Raw genomic sequence first — 19,414 nt, 5'->3', positions numbered from 1 at the left:
ACAGAAGAGTCGCTCCTTATATAAGTTTCTTTGCACTTTTAGTTTGTTTTGTTGAACTGTTTCCTATTCAAGGCCGTTTCGTTTGATTGACTTGTCGAGTACTGAATCCAACCCGTCCAACACTAATCCGCTGACGATTTATCTGGCACGTCTGGCGCCTTCCAGCCAATTGACCATGCGTTATGTCTTGCAGGACGCCGCCGACCGCCTCGGTTTCGAAGACGTCGACATCGAGGAAATCCCCTGGCACGGATTGCAACCCGAAGACGTCGTTGCGCTGGTCGCGGCATTGCGCGCCGACGGCTATGCGCCGAACACCTCATCGCTGTATGTGAACGCCGTGCGCGGCGTGATGAACGAAGCCTGGCGCATGAGCCTGATCAGCCAGGACCATCTGCTGAAGATGCGTTCGGTCAAAGGCATTGCCGGCACGCGGTTGTCTCAGGGGCGCAATTTGAAGCGCACCTTGATTCACGAACTGATGGAAGTCTGCGCCGCTGATCCGCGCCCTCAGGGATTGCGCGACGCAGCGGTGATCGCGCTGTTGTATGGCACCGGCATGCGCAAGTCGGAATCGGTGGATCTGGATCTGAATCAGGTCGACTTCAGTGAGCGCAGCCTGACCGTCACCGGCAAAGGCAACAAACAACTGATCAAGTACGCCCCGGCGTGGGCGTTTGCCAAACTCGATGCATGGCTGGAGTTTCGTCGCGAGCAGCTCAAGGAGGGGGAGAGCGACGATACCTTTCTGTTCAACCGCATCCGCCGTGGCAGCCACATTACCCGCGAGCGCATCACTAAACATGCGATCTATTACATTGCCCGTCAGCGTGGCACTCAAGTCGGGGTGAAGATCATGCCGCACGATTTCCGCCGTTCGTTCATCACGCGCGTGATCGAAGAACACGACCTGTCGATCGCGCAGAAGCTGGCGCACCACAGCAACATCCAGACCACCGCCAACTACGATGTGCGTGATGATAACGAGCGGCGGCGGGCGGTGGATCGCTTCGATCTGTGATCAGAGCGCAGCGAATACGTGGGCTGCGCCGAGAACGGATAATTGCACCGCGCTGCCGGCAGGTGGCGCGTGCATGCCGGAGCTGCGCACCAACAGCGAGCGACCTGGGTTTTGCGGAGTTTCTGAGCGCAGTTCGACGGTGAGGGTGCAGGTGTTGCCGGCAAAATCCCGTTCGGTGACCACCGCATGGCAACCCAGCGCGCCCGTGACCGCGCCGCCCACCTGCAGTTGCTCGGGGCGCAGCATGATCTGCGCCGCGCCGATAAAACCATTGCTGTTCACCGGCACCGGGCCGAGGTCGCAGTGTGCCCAACCGGATTCGATTCGCGCCGGCATGACCACGGCTTCGCCGAGGAAATGCGCGGTTTGCTCGTCGCTCGGGTAGCGATAGAGGTCCATCGGGTGCCCGGACTGTACCAGCCGTCCGCCGCGCATCACCGCCAACTGGTCGGCAAACGACAATGCTTCGCCCTGATCGTGGGTGACCAGAATCGTCGTGACACCGGCATCTTCCAGCAAGCGCGCGACCATTTTGCGCATGGCGCTGCGCAGGCCGGTGTCGAGAGCGGAAAACGGTTCATCGAGCAGCATCAATCGCGGCTGCTGGGCCAGTGCGCGAGCCAGCGAAACCCGTTGCTGCTGACCGCCGGACAATTCATGGGGCCAACGCTGGGCCATGTTGGCGTCCAGCGCAACGCTGTCCATCAGCTGCGCGATACGCTCGGTTTTTGCCGCACCTGTCAGCGCCAGACCGAAGCCGATGTTGGCGGCGACGGTCATGTGCGGAAACAGCGCGCCGTCCTGCGGCACGTAGCCAATCTGGCGCTGGTAAGCCGGCACGGCGTGGGTGCTGTCGACCAGCACCTGACCGTTGAGGGTCAGGCTGCCGGCGTCGGGGAATTCGAAACCGGCAATCATCCGCAGCAGCGTGGTCTTGCCGGAGCCCGACGGGCCGACAATCACCGTGCGGCTGCCGGTCGGGACGGACAGGCAGATGTCATCCAGCGCTTTCTGCGCGCCAAAGGATCTGCTCAGGGAGATCAGTTCAAGTGCGTTCATCGGCCAGCGGTGCGCCTGGATTGGTGATAGAGGACGGCTGTGAGAGGCAGCGACAGCAGCACCATCAACAGCGCGTAAGGGGCTGCGGCGGCGTAGTCAATTTCACTGGTCATGGCCCAGAAACCGGTGGCCAGGGTGCGCGTGCCGTTGGGCGCGAGCAGCAAGGTCGCGGTCAGTTCATTGGTGATTGCCAGAAACACCAGCGCCGCGCCGGCGGCAGCGCCCGGTGCGGCCAGACGCAAAGTGATCAGCCACAGGGCACGTAACGGCGAACGGCCGAGGCTTTGCGCGATGTTCTCCAGTTCGACCGGCGCCTGGGCGAACCCGGCACGCAGGCTGACCAGTGCCCGTGGCAGGAACATCAGCAGATAGGCGAGCAACACGGTGAGGGTGGTCTGATAGATCGGTCGGGCGAAGTGGATGGTCACGGTGACCAGCGCCAGCGCCACGACAATCCCCGGCAGCGAACTGGTGATGTAATTGCAGCCTTCCAGCAGGCGCTGCAACTTGCCCGGCGCACGGATCGACAGCCAGGCAATCGGAATCGCTGCCAGACTGGTCAGCAGCGCACCAGCCACACCGAGCGACAGGGTTTGCAGCAGGGCCGGCAACAGCTCGCCACTTTCCCAGACCTCCACACCGCCGGCGATCAACCAGCGGCCCAAGGTCAGTAACGGTACGCCGAGGGCGAGCAGACACGTCAGCACTTGCAGCCCCAGCCCCAGGGCAACCGAACCATGACTCAACAGCACCGTGCGTTGTTCGCGCGCACTGCCAGAGCCGACGCGAGCGTAACGGGCCTTGCCACGCGCAGCGGATTCGACGGTGAGCATCGCCAGACAACACAACGCCAGCACCCCCGCGAGCATGTTCGCCGCCGGACCATTAAAGGTTGATTTGAACTGATCGAAAATCGCCGTGGTGAAGGTGTCGAAGCGAATCATCGCGTAGAGACCGTACTCGGCCAACAGGTGCAACCCCACCAACAATGCGCCGCCACAAATCGCCAGACGCAACTGCGGCAACACCACCCGGAAAAACACCGCCCAAGGCTTGAGGCCGAGGGATTCGGCAACGTCTTCAATCGCCGGGTCGAGACGCCGCAAAGTCGCCGCCACCGGCAAATACAGAAACGGAAAATAAGCGATCACCGACACCAGCACCCCGGCGGGCAATCCGTGAATCGACGGAATCAGGCTGACCCACGCATAACTGTGAACGAACGCTGGCACCGCCAATGGCGCGACGGCGAGCAAGGACCACAGACGCCGGCCCGGCAGATTGCTGCGTTCGGTCAGCCATGCCAGCGTCGTGCCGAGGACGATGCACAAGGGCAGGGTAATCAACACCAGCAGCACCGTGTTGATCAGCAGTTCGGCGACCCGTGGGCGAAACACCAAGGCTTCGATCGTCGCCCAACCGGTCGCCCACGACACGCCGATCACAAACAGAATCGGGACCAGCGACAGCAATGAAACGGTGATCGCCAAGGCAACCACCCACGACCCCCCGCGACCGGTGAGGGCGCGGCTTTTCAGTGGCAGGTGCGCGGAGGACGCCGCTGCGACCTGCGCAGGTAACGTTTCCGGGATCACTTAGAGGATTCCCGCCTGGGTCATCAGCTCGACGGCTTTCTTGCTGTCGAGTTTCGACGCATCGACTTTTGGCGCATCAAGGTCCTTTAGCGGCGTCAGTTTCGGGTTGGACGGTGCGCCTTGGCCGACCGCGTATTCAAACGAGGTGCCGCTGTGGAGAATCTCCTGGCCTTCTTTGCCGGTGATGTATTTTACGAACTTCTGCGCCTCTTCCTGATGTTTGCTGGAGGCCAATACCCCGGCACCGGACGTGCTGACAAACGCGCCCGGATCCTGATTTTTGAAGTAGTAGAGCTTGGTGTTCTGGCTGTTTTCGCCGGTCTTGGATTGATCGACAAAGCTGTAATAGTGGTAGATCACGCCGCTGTCGATCTGCCCGGCATTCACCGCTTTAAGCACGGCGCTGTTGCCGCGATACACGGTGGCGTTGGTTTTCATGCCTTTGAGCCAGTCGAGGGTGGCGGCTTCGCCTTTCTGCTCCAGCACGGCGGCGACGATGGCCTGGAAGTCAGCGCCGGCCGGGGAGGCGGCCCAGCGACCTTTCCATTCGGGTTTGGCCAGGTCCAGCAAGGATTTCGGCAAATCTTTGTCCGCCAGTTTCGCCGGGTTGTAGACGAACACCGTGGAACGCGCAGCGATGCCGATCCATTGGCCATGGGCCGGACGATACGCCGCATCCACTTGCTCCAGTGTCGCGGGCGCAATCGGTGCGAACAGCTTGGCGTTGTCGACCAGCACCATCGCCGGGGAGTTCTCGGTCAGGAACACGTCCGCCGGAGACGCCGAACCTTCCTGAACCAGTTGATTGCCCATCTCGGTGTCATCGCCATTGCGGATCGTCACCGGAATGCCGGTCTCTTCGGTGAAACCGGCGACCCAGGCTTTGGTCAGGCTTTCGTGCTGGGCGTTGTAGATCAGCAGGCCAACACCGTCGGCGGCCCACAGCGGGCCAGAACCGAGCAGAGCGGTGGCCAGTAAAGTGCGTTTCAGCAAGGCGGGAAGGTGTGGACTCATGGCGGGCGGGCTCCTGGCTTTTTAGACGTTATGGGCAAACCTTCCTCGCACATGGATGCGAATGGTTTGCAAGTGTTGAGTCGCAGGCAATGTAGGCTGGCAAATGAGAAAAAACCGTCAAAAAGACGGTTAATACATGTCATTCCCATTAGATTAGCAGCGACTCAACGACGCACGATTGCCGTGCGTCTTAACGTGAGGTTTTTATCGGCCAGACACTCAGGAAGAAGCCGGGCAACCGCGCGGGTTGCCCGCCGCCTGACTGATCAGCGCAGCCAGGCGTTTGACGTTGTTCTGCTGGGCTGTCACCAGCTCATCGATGCTCGGCCCCGACGGCGTTTGCAAGGTCGAACGGCACGTGACCAGACCACTGTCGGTATCGCCCAGCGGACGCAGGCGCCATTTCGCATCGATCAACGCGTACTGGCCGGGGATCGAGTCGAAACGTTGCACCTCGATGCGCACCGAGACATTGCCGCGACCGCTGTTATTGCTCAGTTGATCGACCAGCGCACTGCGCAATTCGTCCGCCAGACTTGCCCCCCACCATTCAGTCTCCAGAATCGCCAGGCCGCTATTGCCTTGGCGAATGACGATTTGCGGGCGGTCGACCTGCGGCGGCACGGTAATGCCTTCAATCGGGATTTGCGCCCCGGCACGGGCGCTGCCCAATTGCACCGGGGTCAGCGTGTGAAAGCTGATCGGGTCGCTGCGGCAGGCGCTCAGCAACATAACGGCAGCGAGCACGGTGATCTTCAGCGGTAAAGCCATGGTTAAGCTCCTGTGCTCAATTGCGTGGCGGTCCTTTCAGATCCAGTGGCGCCGCGTTGTCGGGACGGCCGCGAATCAGCGACTCCGGATGACGACCCAGGTAATCCGAGAGTTCACGCAGGGAGCGCGACATGCGCCCGAGCTCTTCGAGGGTTTCGGTGAGTTTTTCGCGTTGCGGTGAGTCCTCGGCCAGCGTCGAGTTGGCGGACTGCAACGTCTTGCTGACATCGGCGAGGGTGTTCTGCACGCCCGGCAAGGTCTTCGCGTTGAATTGGCTCAGGCCTTTGCGCAACTCGACCAGATTGCTGTCGAGGTTGCTGGCGATGCGTTCCACCGGCAGTGCGTTGATCTTGTTGACCATCGCTTCGAGTTTTTCCTGCAGCTGTTCGAGGCTGCCCGGAATGGTCGGGATGCTGACCGGGCGTGCAGTCGGGTCAAACGCGACTTTCGGTGCTTTCGGGTAGAAATCCAGGGCGATGTACAGTTGGCCGGTGAGCAGGTTGCCGTTGCGCGCCTGGGCCCGCAGACCGTTTTCGATGAAGGTGCCAATCAGGCGCGCACCGGTCGCCTCGTCGTTTTCGTTGCCATTGAACGCCTTGAGCATCTTGGTGTGCGCACGGCCCAGGCGCTGCGGATAAATGACGATGCCGACGTTGACCGGAAAGCTGCGTTTTACTTCGTCGAAGTCGAGATTGACGGCCACCACGCGACCGATCTCGACGCCGAGGAATTCAACCGGTGCATCGACCTTCAGCCCGCGCAACGCCTGGTCGAAACGCAGGGTGAGGTATTGCGCTTTGCCGTTGGGCGGGGCGAGGGCGGCGGACTGGTCGGCGAACAGCTCGAAGTTCTTGTCTTCAGCGGCGGCCGTGTCGTTGGGGCTGTAATCCGGTGCGCGGAAGGCGATGCCGCCGACCAGCAGGGTCGAGAGTGATTCGGTTTTCACCGCAAAGCCGTTGGCGCCGACATTGACGTCAATGCCGCTGGCGTTCCAGAAACGGGTGTTTTCGGTGACGTAGGCGTCGTTGGGCGAGTGGATGAACACTTCGATGTTCACGCCTTTGCCGTCCGGGTCCAACGCGTACGAGACAACCTGGCCCACCGGGATCTTGCGGTAATAGACCGGTGAACCGATGTCCAGCGAGCCCAGGTCTGCGGTGTGCAGGGTGAACGTCTTGCCCGGTTCGCCGTAGGTGATCGGCGGCGGGTTTTCCAGGCCTTTGAAGGTTTTCGCGCGGTTATTGGCCTCGCCAATGTCGGCGCCGATGTAGTCGCCGGACAGCAGGGTATCGATGCCCGACACGCCGCCAGCACCGATTCTTGGGCGTACCACCCAGAACTGTGAGTCTTCGCGGGTAAAGCTTTCGGCCTGCTTGGCCAGTTTGATCGTGGCGTTCACGCTTTTGTGATCGTCGGCCAGCTCGACCTCCGAGACATGTCCGATCACCACGTTGCGGTATTTGACTTCGGTTTTATTGGCGGTGAGGCCGTCACCGGTCTTGAACGTGACGGTGATGGTCGGGCCTTCCTGGAGGATGTTATGTATGACCAGCGAGATGCCCACCAGTACGGCGACAATCGGCACGATCCATACAAGTGAAATGCCGAAACGGCGGGTTTTGACTGGGGCTTGGCCTGGTGCTCGCGGCTCGTCGATGGCTGACGACTTCATCCATGTCCTCCTTAATTCATTGGGCACTGAGCGTCAGGAACGCAAAAGCACTTCATCAATATAGAAGTGCCTCGCGATAGAGCAACCCGAAAGGATTAATTCCTTGATCGTTCCCACGCTCTGCGTGGGAACGCAGCCCGTGACGCTACGCGTCATTGGACGCAGAGCGTCCCTTGAGGCGTTCCCACGCGGAGCGTGGGAACGATCAGATCGCAGCCTTCGGCAACTCCTACAGAGATTGGAGGTCAGCCGAGGATTTCGCGCAGTCGATACCAGAACATGCCCAGTGCCAGCAGCGGCGAGCGCAGTGCCGGGCCGCCGGGGAAGGTCATGTGCGGCACACCACTGAACACGTCCATGCCTTGACTGTGCCCGGCGTGAATCGCCTCGCCGAGCAGTTTCGCGCACCAGTGCGTGACGTTCAGGCCGTGCCCGGAATAGCCCTGAGCATAGAACACGTTGGGGTGTTGCTTGAGTCGCCCGACCTGCGGAAAGCGGTTAGCGGTAATGCCGATCTTGCCGCCCCACTGGTAATCGATGCGCACGTCGGCCAGTTGCGGGAACACCTTGAGCATCTTCGGGCGCATGTAGGCGGCGATGTCCGCCGGATCCCGTCCGGAATAGTGGCAGGCACCGCCGAACAGCAAGCGCCGATCCGCCGAGAGCCGGTAATAGTCGAGGCCGACTTTCTGGTCGCACACCGCCAGATTGTGCGGAATCAATTGCGCGGCGCGCTCCTCGGACAACGGTTCGGTGGCAACGATGTAACTGCCGGCGGGCAGCACTTTGCCAGTGAGCTGTTGTTCGAGTTCGTCCAGATGCGCGTTGCAGCCGAGCACCAGACTGCCGGCACGCACGGTGCCGCTTGCGCAGCGCACTTGCACGGTTGCGCCGTGGATGATTTCCAGCACTTCACTCTGCTCGAAAATCCGCACGCCGAGTGACGCCGCCAGTCGCGCCTCGCCTTGCACCAGATCCAGCGGATGCAGGTGGCCGGAGCCCATGTCGACGAGGCCACCGGCGTAGATGTCGGAGTTGACCACTTGCTGACGGATCTGCTCCGGGCCGATCAACCGGGTTTCGTGGGCATAACCGAGTTCGGCGAGGTCGACCAGCTCATCCTTGAACGCAGCGAACTGCGCCGTGGTGTTGGCCAGATCGCAGAAGCCCCAGCGCAGGTCGCACTCGATACCGTTGTCGCCGATGCGCTGGCGCACCAGTTCCACCGAATCGATGCCGGCGCGCTGCAAATAACGCACGCCTTCCTGACCGACATACTTGGCGAAACCGTCGACGTCATGACCGATGCCGCGAATCAACTGCCCGCCATTGCGGCCGCTGGCGCCCCAGCCGATGCGCCGCGCTTCGATCAGGACAACCGAGAGCCCGCGCTGCGCCAGTTCGATGGCGGTGTTGACGCCGGTGAACCCGCCACCGATCACGCAGACATCGGCAGTCAGATCACCGTCCAGCGTCGGATACGGTGTGGTCGCCCGCGCTGAAGCTGCGTAGTAGGAGCGGGCGTGTTCCTGGGTGTACTGATTCATTTGTTCGACTTCACTTTGCTCCAGGACCGGGTCATCAGACGCATGATCGCTTGAGGCGGGGTGGTAGAGATGTAGAGCTTGTCGAGCACTTCTTGAGGCGGGTAAACCTCAGGGTTATTGACCAAATCCTGGTCCATGTACTGCTTGGCGGCCGGGTTCGGGTTGGCGTAACCGACGGACGCGCTGACCTTGGCGATCACTTGTGGATCGAGCAGGTAATTAATGAAGGCGTGGGCTTCTTTGGTGTTGCTGGCGTCAGCGGGAATGGCCAACAGGTCGAACCAGAGGTTGGCGCCTTCTTTGGGAATGGCATAGGCGATGTTCACGCCGTTCTTGGCTTCCTTGGCGCGGTTGGCGGCCTGGAACACGTCGCCGGAATAACCGAACGCCACGCAGATATCGCCGTTGGCCAGATCCGACACGTATTTCGACGAGTGGAAATAGGTGATGTACGGACGGATGCTCAGCAGTTTCGCTTCGGCTTTTTTAAAGTCTTCCGGGTTCTCGCTGCGCGGGTCCATGCCCATGTAATTGAGCACGGCGGGGAACACTTCGTCGGCGGAGTCCATCATCGACACGCCGCACTGGCTGAGTTTTTTCAGGTTTTCAGGCTCGAACAGCACGGCCCAGGAATCGATGTGATCGATGCCCAGCACTTGCTTGACCTTGTCGACGTTGTAGCCGATGCCGTTGGTGCCCCACAGGTACGGCACCGAGTGCTCGTTGCCCGGATCGTTTTTCTGCAGCAGTTCGAGCAGTTTCGGGTCGAGGTTCTTGAAGTTCGGCAGTTGCTCGCGGTCCAGTTTGAGGAACGCGCCGGCCTTAACCTGACGGGCGAGGAAGTGGTTGGACGGCACCACGACGTCATAACCGGTGCGACCGGCGAGGAGTTTGCCTTCCAGGGTTTCGTTGGAATCGAAAACGTCGTAGATCACCTTGATCCCGGTTTTGGCCTGGAAGTCGGCGAGGGTGGTTTCGCCAATGTAGTCGGTCCAGTTGTAGACGCTGACCGTCGGCTGGGCGTGGGCTACAGCGCTGAACAGAACGCTCAGGGCGACCGGGAGTACGGATTTCAACAGACGCATTTCGACACCTCTCATTTTTTGGATTTTTTCAGGTGGTTCTTTGGTGTTGGTGAGGCCGCTATCGCTAGCAGGGCTAGCTCCCACATTTGGAATGCATGTTCCTTGGGAGCCCGCCTGCTGGTGGGGAATGCATTCCCCTGTGGGAGCCAACCCTGCTGGCGATAGCGGTGGTGCAGACGAAGAAGGACTAGACGCTCATCATCAGGAACTCACGCTCCCACGAGCTGATCACGCGCTTGAAGTTTTCATGCTCGGCGCGCTTCACCGCGACATAGCCCCGCACGAACTTGTCGCCGAGGTACTTCGCGACGGTTTCGCACTCTTCCATTTGCGTCAGCGCTTCTTCGATGGTGATCGGCAGGCGCAGGTTGCGGCGTTCGTAGGCGCGGCCCTGAACGGCGGCGCTCGGTTCGATGCCTTCGACCATGCCGATGTAACCGCAGAGCAGGCTCGCGGCGATGGCCAGATACGGGTTGGCGTCGGCGCCCGGCAGACGGTTTTCCACGCGCATGGCTTCCGGGCTGGAGGTCGGCACACGCAGGCCGACGGTGCGGTTTTCTTCGCCCCATTCGACGTTGACCGGCGCCGAGGTGTCCGGCAGGAAGCGACGGAACGAGTTGACGTTGGGCGCGAACATCGGCAGCACTTTCGGGATGTACTTCTGCAAACCGCCGATGTAATGCAGGAACAGCTCGCTCATCTGCCCGTCGTCATTGGCGAAGACCGGCTTGCCAGTGGCGATGTCGACCACGCTCTGGTGAATGTGCATGGCGCTGCCCGGCTCGTCGCCGATCGGCTTGGCCATGAACGTCGCGGCGACGTTGTGCTTGAGCGCCGCCTCACGCATGGTGCGTTTGAACACGGTGATCTGGTCGGCCAGATCCAGCGCGTCGCCGTGACGGAAGTTGATTTCCATCTGCGCCGGGCCGTCTTCGTGGATCAGTGTGTCCAGATCCAGACCTTGCAGTTCGCACCAGTCGTAGACGTCTTCGAACAGCGGATCGAATTCGTTGGCGGCATCGATGGAGAACGACTGCCGACCGCTTTCCGCACGGCCCGAGCGGCCTAGCGGCGCCTTGAGTGGCAAGTCCGGGTCTTCGCAACGTTGGGTCAGGTAGAACTCCATTTCCGGCGCGACAATCGGCTTCCAGCCTTTGTCGGTGTACAACTGCAGGACTTTCTTCAGCACGTTGCGCGGCGACAGTTCGATCGGGTTGCCGAACTTGTCGAAGGTGTCGTGGATGACGATGGCGGTCGGTTCGATCGCCCATGGAATCACGTAGACCGCGTCAGCCACTGGCTTGCAGACCATGTCGATGTCGGCAGGATCGAGCAGGTCGTAGTAGATGTCGTCGTCGACAAAATCCCCGGTTACCGTTTGCAGCAGCACACTTTCCGGCAGGCGCATGCCTCGCTCATGCAGGAACTTGTTGGTCGGTGCGATCTTGCCGCGGGCGATGCCGGTCAGGTCACTGACCACACATTCGACTTCGGTAATCTTGTGATCTTTCAGCCACGTGAACAGCTGATCGAAAGGGGCATTCATAAAGACCTCGTTATTGGTTTTATAGACGCCGGGGAGGGCGGGTTTCATCTTCCGCCCCTTCCCCTGTGGCGCGTTGACGACTATCTTGGGCGAGCCTTGCAGTTCCATCTATCCACTTTAAGCAGCACCAAAGCGCACCAAAAGAGTGCGCAAGGTCACCCCATGACAACGTGCAATTCGCTACAAGTCCAAGCGTTCAACACCGCCGATGTGGCCGAGCAAGTCCGTGCTACACCGGGCTGGGTTCAGCATTACCAGCAGATGTCGCCGGGGCATTTCGCCGGGCAGATCCGCTATCTGGATCTGCAAGGTGTCGAGGTCTACGAAGAACAGATGAACACCCGGGTCGAGCAGAATTTCAGCGCGCCGTCGGGTGCCTTGGCGTTCTGTTTTGATCGTAGTGACAACGCGCTTTATCTGCTCAATGAAGAGAGCCGCAACATCTGGATCACCCCGGAGAACTATCAGGAAATCGCCGTGGTGTTCGGCCCGGAATTCGTTCGTCAGCACGGCCTCGATGTGGCGAAACTCGAAGGCTTGTTCATGACCCAGCTCAACTGCGGGCAGAACGCCTTATTCAGTCGCTGGTTAAGCTCGACTCTCACGAAGTTGTCGCAAGCTATTGATCCGTTTGATAAAGATGCGCTGACCAAGCAGCTGTTGGACGACTGTCTGTTCATCCTCGACAACGCTCGGGTGTGCCTGGACGGCGGGGGATTGCAGCGGCGTACTGAAGAGCGAAGCATCATGAAACGCGTCGGCGAGTGGGCCGCTGATTCGCCGGAAGACACAGTCAATCTGCTCGAGCTTTCCCAGGTCGCTGGCGTCTCGTTGCGCCAGTTGCAACAAGCCTTCAAGGCCTACACCGGCATGACGCCCAGTCACTGGTTGCGCTTGCGCCGACTGAACAGCGCGCATCGCGAATTGCTCAAGCGCCGGCCTACGGAAACCACGGTCGCCGAGGTGGCGATGCAGTGGTCGTTCTGGCATTTGGGGCGTTTTTCCAGCAGTTACCGCGCGTTGTTCAAGGAGTTACCGAGCGAAACGCTCAAGCGATGAGCCGCGTCGATCGTCATGTAGAACCTCCCCTTGATTGACGTTGTTGGCGCGCCGGCTAAGCTGACCTGAGTCCAGGGAGGCCCAGACATGGCAGGGAATCTTCACTACCGCACGCCTACAATTACAGCGTCTGACCCTCGTGGGCTGAAAGTGCGAACCGTCAGTTACCACCGTCGTCGATCCGACGCACCGGTTCAGACGCGAGTCAATCGCCAACTGCACGATGCCGCTGGACGGATGTGCGCGAGTTGGGACCCGCGTCTATGGGCATTGCACGAGCTGGAAGGTGATGTCGCTCCCAATCTGCAAACGCACTACAACCTTGCCAGTGTGCCGGTTCGCCGACAAAGCGTGGACTCAGGATGGCAGCTGAGTCTCCTCGGCGTGGCGGGCCAGCTTTTATCGGTCTGGGACTCGCGCTCCAGTCTGTTCCTGCATTTTTATGACTCCCGGCTACGTCTGACCGATTCCAGCGAACAGGCTCCGGGCGTCACTGAGCGATACGTAGAGCGCCTGCGCTACGCAGGTGCCGAAGCGGACGCGGGCAGTAATTTACGCGGGCATCTGTTGCGCCATGACGACAGCGCAGGCAGTCGAACCTGGGGCGGGTACGACCTGCACGGGCAGCCAGCGATAGAAACCCGACGCTTTCTCAATACTTTGCAAATGCCCGACTGGACGCAAGACGAGGATGGCCGGGAAATATGGCTGGAGCCTGCCGGTTTCTCCTCTGTCTGGGTTCGGAATGCCAACGCTCAAACCGTCAGTCAGACGGATGCCAGCGGCAATTCGCAGTCTCGATTGTTTAACCTGGCCGGTGACCTCAGAGAAGTCTGGATAACGCTGGCGCAGACAACGCTTGCGCACAATGTGGTGAGTTCGGTCACTTATGATGCCTACAGGCATGTCATTGCCCAGACGTCGGGAAAAGGCATTGTTCTCGGTGCCGAATTTGACCCCGCGAACGGCAGGCTTCAGCGGTGGACGGTGCGCAAACCGGATCATCATCTCTTGTTGGATCTGAGGTATGCCTATGACGCGATGGGCAATGTGTTGAGGGAGGAAGATCGAGCGCAAGTTGTAGAGTTTTATCGTAATCAACGCGTTGAACCGGTTACCAACTACCAGTATGACTCGCTGTATCAACTTGTTGAGGCGACAGGCAAGGAAAGTATATTCGCCACGGGTGGGCCGGGCCTCCCGGACATGGCGCCCATCGGGGACACCAGCCGCCAGCGAAATTACCAGGAACAGTATGATTACGACGCCGCGGGCAATCTGCTGGAGTTGCGACATCAGGCCGAGAACGGTAATTTCCGGCGCCGGATGAAAGTTGCACAGCGCAGTAATCGGAGTGTGTCCTGGGCAGACGGTGGGCGTGAACCTGATCCTGACGCTTTCTTTGATCCGAACGGAAACCAGCAAATATTGCAACCAGGCCAGGCAATGGAATGGAGTTTGCGCAATCAACTGCGGCAAGTCAGTCAGGTTGTGCGCAAAGATGCCGCCAACGACAGTGAGCTTTACCAATATGACGCATCGGGATCGCGGCTGCGCAAGTCACGCATGACAACATCTGGATCGCAGGGGCAGGTATCGGCCACCCACTACCTGCCAGCACTTGAGTTGCATAGCAATACCATGACCGGTGAAAGGCTTCAGGTTATTGATGTCGTCGCCGGAGTTCTGGATCTGCGCGTGTTGCACTGGGATTCAGTACCGCCAGAGGGTTTGGCCAATGATCGCTTTCGTTACGCCGTGCACAACCTCTTGGGAAGCGTGACGTTAGAACTGGATGAAAACGGCCGCGTGATCAGCCATGAGGAATATCACCCCTATGGAAGCACAGCGTGGTGGGCGTCGGGCTCTGCTGTAGAGGCGAGTTACAAGAGTGTTCGATACTCGGGAAAGATCCGTGATGCGACGGGACTGTATTACTACGGAAAGCGCTTTTACGCCCCGTGGTTGATGCGTTGGCTCAGCACAGATCCTGCACTGGAAGCTGATGGATTGAATCTTTATCAGATGGTGGGAAGTAATCCGGTTTCGTACAGGGACTTCGACGGCCGTAACCGGGATAGTGTTGCGCAAGGGAGTCAAATCGTTCCTCCTGACCAACGCTTGGCTGTCGCCGAAGAAATGATTGAACGGATCAGTGCGTATGAACCGGCATTGACGGAAGTCCTGGATCAAGCCGCCGCGGAGCTCGGTGCGGAGCTTTATGGTCGGGAATATAGAGTGAAAGGTGCAGAATCGCTCGCGCAGAAATTGAGTGTGGCGCCGCCGGATCAAATGAATGATGTACTTCGCTACACCATAGGCTTTCCTTTCGGAACTGAGGGGCCAATCAGTGAACAGGACCAGCAGTCTTTCGTGCAGGGCGTTGTCAGAACGTTTCATGCATTGGGCAGCGAAGGCTATCAGCCGGTGCTGATCCGCAATACATTTTTCCCGGATCAGAGCTATCGAGGGATCAACGCGAATTTCCTTTTACCCGATGGCAAAACCAAGTTCGAAGTTCAAGTGCATACCGCACAAAGCTATAAAGTCAAAAGTGAAGGTCACGGCCGATACGAAGCCATACGTACGCTTGAACGAGAACTGGCGGGAAGTGCGGTAGATGAAAGCAAGCGGTTGACGATCGCGTTGGAACTGGAGGATAGAAAGGCCGGTCACCGAGAGGCGTCGGCTGTCATCGCAACGCCTGTGGGCATCCAGGAATGGGTTCCGAGCAAACCGGAGATGCAAGGCTTCAAATGGCAGCCTCGTCAACTCGATCCGCAGCAGCGAGCGTTTTATGAGCAGAGAGTGAATAGCAACAGAAAACAACTGGGTCAAAGTCGCCAAGGGAGTAAAACTGTTCAGCGACGTCATTCCTTCTGACGTCCGCCAAGGTTTTCTTTGTACAGGTTTGCAAGGTGCTGCATACCGAGGCGAGTTGAGACAGATCTGACAACGAGGGCGCTGTCGACCGGTGTGACGGCTAAAAAAGCCCTTTGTGTCCAGGGCGAAGTTAAATAGAATCAGTCTCATTTGAATTCTTACTTCGCGCAGGGCCTCCCAGATGACTGAAGCAGCGACGCCATCGCCGCAGCACCTGCACGAACTCTATCGCGATCATCGCGGCTGGCTGGAGACCTGGCTGCGGCGGCGCATGGGCAATGCGTGGGATGCGGCTGACCTCAGTCAGGACACCTTCCTGCGCGTGCTGTGCAGCGCGCAGCCGATCGCCGACATGCGTGAACCGCGCGCGTATTTGCTGACCGTGGGCAAACGTCTGCTGAGCAATTTCTACACCCGGCGCAGTCTGGAAAAAGCCTATCTCGAAGCCCTCGCGCAGTTACCGGAACAGAGTGTGCCGTCGCCCGAGCAGCGCTGGGTGCTGCTGGAAACCCTGCAGGCATTGGATGAGCTGCTCGACGGTTTGCCGCGAGCGGTGCGTCGGGCCTTTCTCTTGAGTCAGCTCGAAGGCCTCGGTTACCGTGAAATCGCCGAGCGTTTGCAAGTTTCTGAACGAACAATAAAACGTTATATGGCAACGGCTTATGAGCATTGCTTGATGTTGGATCTATGATGCGCGTAGCTCCCAATTCCGAAGCGCGCGACGTGGCGCGTGCCGCCGCGCAGTGGTTGGCATTGCTCGAATCGGGCGAGGCCAGTGAGGCGGATCACGCGCAGCTGAAAACCTGGCGCGACAGCGATAGTCGCCATGAAAACGCATGGCAGAAAATCCAATTGTTGCGTCAGCGTTTCTCCGGTTTGCCGGCAGAACTGGCCATGGCCACGCTGGATCGCCCGGACCTCGCGCGGCGTGCGGCGCTGAAGCGGGCACTGGGCCTGGCCGCGCTGGTGCCGGCGGCATGGCTGATCAGTCGGCAGTTGCCGCTCGACGTCTGGCGTGCCGATTTGCAGACCTCCACCGGCCAACACAGCCGAACAGGGTTGGCCGACGGCAGCACCTTGCAACTGAACACGGCAAGCGCGGTGAACGTTGATCTCGCCAGCCGCCAATTAACCCTCGTGCGCGGCGAGATGGCGCTCAATGTGCCCGGCAGCACGGCGTTGACGATCAATGCGCCTTACGGACGGATCATCGTTAGCCGCAGCGAAATCTGCGTGCGTCTCAATGAGCGTGATTGCAACGTCTCGGTGGTCAGCGGTTCGGTGCAGTTGCTGCCGTTACACGGACCGACGCTGCAATTGAATGCCGGGCAACAGGTCAATCTGCAAGCCTCGGGCGCCGGACCGGTCGCAATGTTCGATTCACAAATGCCCGGTTGGCGTGACGGTGTGTTGATGGCGCAAAACCAGCCATTGGGTGACTTCTTGCGCGAGTTGAGCCGCTATCGCTCGGGCCTTTTGCGTTGGGATCCGTCACTGGAACGCTTGCGCATCACCGGCAGTTTCCGCCTCGACGACACCGATAAAGTACTGGCGCTGTTGGCGGCGAGTCTGCCGCTGGAAGTGCATTCGCGCACGCGTTTCTGGGTCACGCTGACGCCGCGAAAAAATATCGTCTGAAGCCTGTCCCTTTTTTTCGCCTCACCGGTCATTGCAGGTAAGTGAACAAAATCGAGAGTTTCTTCCAATGCCCGCAGTATTCCCAAGTCGGTTGCCTCCGTTGTTGCAGTTGAGCTTCGTGCTGAGCCTGAGTGCCAGCCCCGTGTTGATGCAATCCAGTTGGGCCGATGACGCTGCCCGGCGCAGTTATCAGGTGCCGGCCGGCAGTTTGAGTGCTGCGCTGACCCGCTTTGCCGGGTTGGCCGGGGTCAATCTCTCGGTGGATCCGGCGCTGGTGAGTGGCCGCAACAGCAACGGTTTGTCCGGCGAATTCGCTGTGGAGGAGGGCTTCACCCGCTTGCTGCTGGGCTCCGGTCTGCAACTGCAACCGGTGGGCGATCATGCCTACACGCTGATTCCAGTCGCGGAGGGCAGCAGCCTGCAACTGGCGCCGACGTCGATCCTCGGCGCGACCGGTTCGAGCGATGCCGATGTGTTCGCTGGCGGCCAGGTTGCGCGGCGTGGCTCGCAGGGTTTGCTGGGGTCGAAAGACTTCATGGAAACCCCGTTCAGCATGACCACCTATACCAGCGAGGCGGTGAAGAATCAGCAGGCGCGCACCTTGGGTGATTTGATTGCCAGCGACCCGTCGGTGCGCGCGACCAACCCGGCCGGTGGCCGCTACGAGCAGTTCACCATCCGTGGATTCAGCCTGTTTAACAGTGACGTGGCCTACAACGGATTGTATGGCGTGCTGCCCACTTACACGATCGATATGGAAATGGCCGATCGCGTCGACATCCTCAAAGGCCCGAGCCAGCTCATCAACGGTATTTCGCCACGGGGCAGCGTTGGCGGGGGGATCAACGTGGTGCCCAAGCGTGCCACTGACCAACCGATCACCTCGCTGACGGCCAATTACGCCTCGAACAATCAGGTCGGCGGCGCGGTGGATGTCGGGCGGCGATTCGGCGAGGACAATCAATTTGGCCTGCGCTTCAACGGCGTCAAACAGTCCGGCGACACCGAGTGGGATCACCAAAGTGTCGACCGTGACATGGCCGTTCTAGGCCTGGATTTTCGCGGTGAGCGCTTGCGCCTTTCGACCGATATTGGCCACACCGAGCGCGACACCGATGCACCGGAGGAACGCGTGCAAGTCGCGGCGAATGCCAAGGTGCCGAGCGCGAATAACGTGCATCGCAACTATGCGCAACCGTGGAGCCAGGCGAAAACCGAGGACACCTTCGGTACGCTCAACGCCGAGTTCGATGTCAGTGACTCGGTGATGCTGTACGGCGGCGTTGGTGCGCGCAAAAGTAATCATGACTTCCTGCGCCACGCCGTTTCCGTGACCAATGACGCCGGTGATTTCAGCGTTCTGCCACGCGACTTCACCCGCGACGAAAACGTACGCACGGCCACGGCGGGCGTGCGCAACTGGTTCCACACTGGGCCGGTGAGCCACGAAGTCAATCTCGCGGCCAGCTACTTCTACATGGATTTCGAGAACGGCGGCGCGCGTTACGCGGCAGGGCGCAGCAATTTGTATGACCCTGTCGAAACGGCAAAACCCGGCACGCCAACCCGTAATGACGCCAAGGTCTACACCGAAAACCGCTTCAGTGGCGTGGCGCTGTCCGACACCCTGGGCTTTTTCGATGATCGCTTGCTGCTGACCCTCGGCGCGCGCTGGCAGCGAGTGAAAGTCGATGACTGGAGCGATGACGTGAAGGGCGACACCGCGTATGACGAGGAAAAGGTATCGCCCTCGGGCGGGATTCTGTTCAAGGCGACCGACAAGCTTTCGCTGTACGCCAACTACATGGAAGGCTTGAGTCAAGGCAAAATCGCACCGTCGACTTCCATCAACGAAGACGAAATCTTCCCGCCGTTCATAAGCCGCCAGGTTGAAGTCGGTGCCAAATACGATGCCGGCGCCTACGCGCTGACCGCTGCGCTGTTCCGCATCAAGCAACCAGCATACGAAACCAATGCGACCACGCGGGTGTTCGGGCCCAATGGCAAGCGCGAGAACAATGGCGTGGAGTTGAGCGTGTTCGGCGAACCGCTCAAAGGTTTTCGGCTGTTGGGTGGTGTGATGTACATCGACAGCGAACTGACCCAGACCAGCAACGGCACCTTCGACGGCAATCGGGCGCCGGCGACGCCGAAATACAACGTCAACCTCGGCGCGGAGTGGGACGTGCCAACCGTGCAGGGGCTGACGCTGACAACCCGTGGCATCTATTCGAGTTCGCAGTATCTGGACCAGTCCAACGACAAGGAAATCGACTCCTGGGAGCGCTTCGACGTAGGCACGCGCTATGCCTTCAAGGTTGACGACAAGACCATCACCTTGCGTGGCAATATCGAAAACGTGCTGGATAAACGCTATTGGAGTTCGGCAGGGGCCTCGGATGACAGTGAGCCGGGGCTGACGTTGTCGACACCGAGGACTTATCTGCTGTCGGCTACTGTCGATTTTTGATGATCACGCTTTGATGGGCGCGAGGGCGCAAGCTCCCTCGCGCCCTCGCCGATC

14 protein-coding genes are annotated in these 19,414 nt (G+C 59.8%); 6 read left to right on the top strand and 8 right to left on the bottom strand.

Annotated features, from left to right (window positions below; translation table 11 throughout):
* Positions 1-175: 175 nt before the first annotated feature.
* Entirely contained in the window at positions 176-1,021 is an 846-nt protein-coding gene (locus AC3Y64_RS14730; RefSeq protein WP_489987970.1) for a site-specific integrase, read from the top strand.
* On the opposite strand, the gene AC3Y64_RS14725 is transcribed toward AC3Y64_RS14730, so the two are convergent.
* From AC3Y64_RS14725 to AC3Y64_RS14690, 8 genes are all read right to left on the bottom strand, one after another.
* Positions 1,022-2,080 carry an ABC transporter ATP-binding protein gene (locus AC3Y64_RS14725; protein WP_489984228.1) on the bottom strand — a complete coding sequence of 353 codons (1,059 nt, stop codon included), beginning with the start codon at positions 2,078-2,080 and terminating at the stop codon, positions 1,022-1,024.
* On the bottom strand, positions 2,077-3,672 hold the full coding sequence (locus tag AC3Y64_RS14720; protein WP_489987969.1) for an ABC transporter permease: 1,596 nt from the start codon (positions 3,670-3,672) through the stop codon (positions 2,077-2,079). Before AC3Y64_RS14720 ends, AC3Y64_RS14725 begins: the two co-directional genes overlap by 4 nt.
* Before the next feature lie 3 nt (positions 3,673-3,675).
* Positions 3,676-4,689 (bottom strand): iron ABC transporter substrate-binding protein, encoded by a 1,014-nt coding sequence (locus AC3Y64_RS14715; protein WP_489984227.1) that lies wholly within the window; start codon positions 4,687-4,689, stop codon positions 3,676-3,678.
* Between the two features lie 219 nt (positions 4,690-4,908).
* On the bottom strand, positions 4,909-5,460 hold the full coding sequence (locus tag AC3Y64_RS14710) for a PqiC family protein (RefSeq protein WP_489984226.1): 552 nt from the start codon (positions 5,458-5,460) through the stop codon (positions 4,909-4,911).
* Between the two features lie 16 nt (positions 5,461-5,476).
* A complete protein-coding gene (locus tag AC3Y64_RS14705) occupies positions 5,477-7,132 on the bottom strand; it encodes a PqiB family protein (RefSeq protein ID WP_489984225.1) in 1,656 nt (551 codons plus the stop codon).
* 245 nt (positions 7,133-7,377) lie between these two features.
* Complete coding sequence (locus tag AC3Y64_RS14700) at positions 7,378-8,679, bottom strand: NAD(P)/FAD-dependent oxidoreductase (protein WP_489984224.1); 1,302 nt, start codon at positions 8,677-8,679, stop codon at positions 7,378-7,380.
* A complete protein-coding gene (locus tag AC3Y64_RS14695) occupies positions 8,676-9,764 on the bottom strand; it encodes a polyamine ABC transporter substrate-binding protein (protein WP_489984223.1) in 1,089 nt (362 codons plus the stop codon). The genes AC3Y64_RS14700 and AC3Y64_RS14695 overlap by 4 nt, the downstream gene beginning before the upstream one ends.
* Positions 9,765-9,951: 187 nt before the next feature.
* A complete protein-coding gene (locus AC3Y64_RS14690; RefSeq protein ID WP_158953485.1) occupies positions 9,952-11,310 on the bottom strand; it encodes a glutamine synthetase family protein in 1,359 nt (452 codons plus the stop codon).
* 162 nt (positions 11,311-11,472) lie between these two features.
* On the opposite strand from AC3Y64_RS14690, the gene AC3Y64_RS14685 reads away from it, so the two are divergent.
* The 5 genes from AC3Y64_RS14685 (at position 11,473) to AC3Y64_RS14665 (ending at position 19,360) form a co-directional block, all read left to right on the top strand.
* Positions 11,473-12,369: a helix-turn-helix domain-containing protein gene (locus tag AC3Y64_RS14685; protein ID WP_489984222.1), complete on the top strand. Its 897-nt coding sequence runs from the start codon at positions 11,473-11,475 to the stop codon at positions 12,367-12,369.
* 87 nt (positions 12,370-12,456) lie between these two features.
* Positions 12,457-15,252, top strand: a complete 2,796-nt coding sequence (locus AC3Y64_RS14680; RefSeq protein ID WP_489984221.1) for an RHS repeat-associated core domain-containing protein — start codon at positions 12,457-12,459, stop codon at positions 15,250-15,252.
* Between the two features lie 181 nt (positions 15,253-15,433).
* The gene (locus AC3Y64_RS14675; RefSeq protein WP_489984220.1) at positions 15,434-15,943 is read left to right on the top strand and encodes a sigma-70 family RNA polymerase sigma factor; all 510 of its coding nucleotides are present in this window, start codon (positions 15,434-15,436) and stop codon (positions 15,941-15,943) included.
* On the top strand, positions 15,943-16,890 hold the full coding sequence (locus AC3Y64_RS14670) for a FecR domain-containing protein (RefSeq protein WP_489984219.1): 948 nt from the start codon (positions 15,943-15,945) through the stop codon (positions 16,888-16,890). Before AC3Y64_RS14675 ends, AC3Y64_RS14670 begins: the two co-directional genes overlap by 1 nt.
* A gap of 67 nt (positions 16,891-16,957) precedes the next feature.
* On the top strand, positions 16,958-19,360 hold the full coding sequence (locus AC3Y64_RS14665; protein ID WP_489984218.1) for a TonB-dependent siderophore receptor: 2,403 nt from the start codon (positions 16,958-16,960) through the stop codon (positions 19,358-19,360).
* The last annotated feature ends 54 nt before the right edge of the window (positions 19,361-19,414 follow it).

It is taken from the genome of Pseudomonas sp. 4CAES_32.4 (genome assembly GCF_058136335.1).
The sequence above is the reverse complement of the archived record's forward strand: the minus strand, read 5'-3'. Positions and strand labels throughout refer to the sequence as shown.